The organism is Alcaligenes parafaecalis, assembly GCF_026344135.1.
Taxonomy (GTDB): Bacteria; Pseudomonadota; Gammaproteobacteria; order Burkholderiales; family Burkholderiaceae_B; genus Alcaligenes; species Alcaligenes parafaecalis.
On record NZ_JAPKNA010000015.1, the window covers coordinates 1 to 1,014 of the forward strand.

Annotated in this window: 1 protein-coding gene; it reads left to right on the forward strand. The window is 57.2% G+C overall.

Annotated features, from left to right (window positions below; translation table 11 throughout):
* Positions 1–1,014: Ig-like domain-containing protein (locus OSH09_RS18265; RefSeq protein ID WP_266121790.1), on the forward strand; the 1,014-nt coding region annotated here is incomplete at both ends.

The following is a 1,014-nucleotide window of genomic DNA, read 5'->3' on the forward strand; positions in this document are numbered from 1 at the left end:
GTGGACGTTCCTGGTGCCGAACTGGCCAAGGACAGCAATGTCCACGCTAAGGTTGAGACCGAAGACGCCGCTGGTAACCCAGCCAGTGCTGAAGCCGACCGTGGTTACGGCGTAGACACCGATCTGCCTGAAGCCGAGATCGCGATCAACGTGATCGCCGAAGACGACGTAGTCAACAAGGTTGAGTCCGAGTCCGACGTGACCATTACTGGTACGGTTGGTAAGGACGTGAAGGCTGGCGACACGGTTACTGTGACCGTGAACGGCAAGGACTACACGACCACCGTTAACGCTGATGGCAAGACCTGGAACGTGGACGTTCCTGGTGCCGAACTGGCCAAGGACAGCAATGTCCACGCCAAGGTTGAGACCGAAGATGCGGCTGGTAACCCAGCTAGCGCTGAAGCCGACCGTGGCTACGGCGTAGACACCGATCTGCCTGAAGCTGAGATCGCGATCAACGTGATCGCTGAAGATGACGTCATCAACAAAGCCGAATCGGAAGGAGATGTCACTGTCTCCGGTACGGTTGGTAAAGACGTCAAGGCTGGCGATACGGTTACTGTGACCGTGAACGGCAAGGATTACACCACTACCGTTAATGCCGATGGCAAGACCTGGAACGTAGACGTTCCTGGTGCTGAACTGGCCAAGGACAGCAATGTCCACGCTAAGGTTGAGACCGAAGACGCCGCTGGTAACCCAGCGTCGGCTGAAGCCGACCGTGGTTACGGCGTAGACACCGATCTGCCTGAAGCCGAGATCGCGATCAACGTGATCGCCGAAGACGACGTAGTCAACAAGGCTGAGTCCGAGTCCGACGTGACCATTACTGGTACTGTGGGTAAAGACGTCAAGGCAGGCGACACCGTCACCGTGACCGTGAACGGCAAGGATTACACCACTACCGTTAACGCCGACGGCAAGACTTGGAACGTACACGTTCCTGGTGCCGAACTGGCCAAGGACAGCAATGTCCACGCCAAGGTGGAAACGGAAGACGCGGCTGGTAAC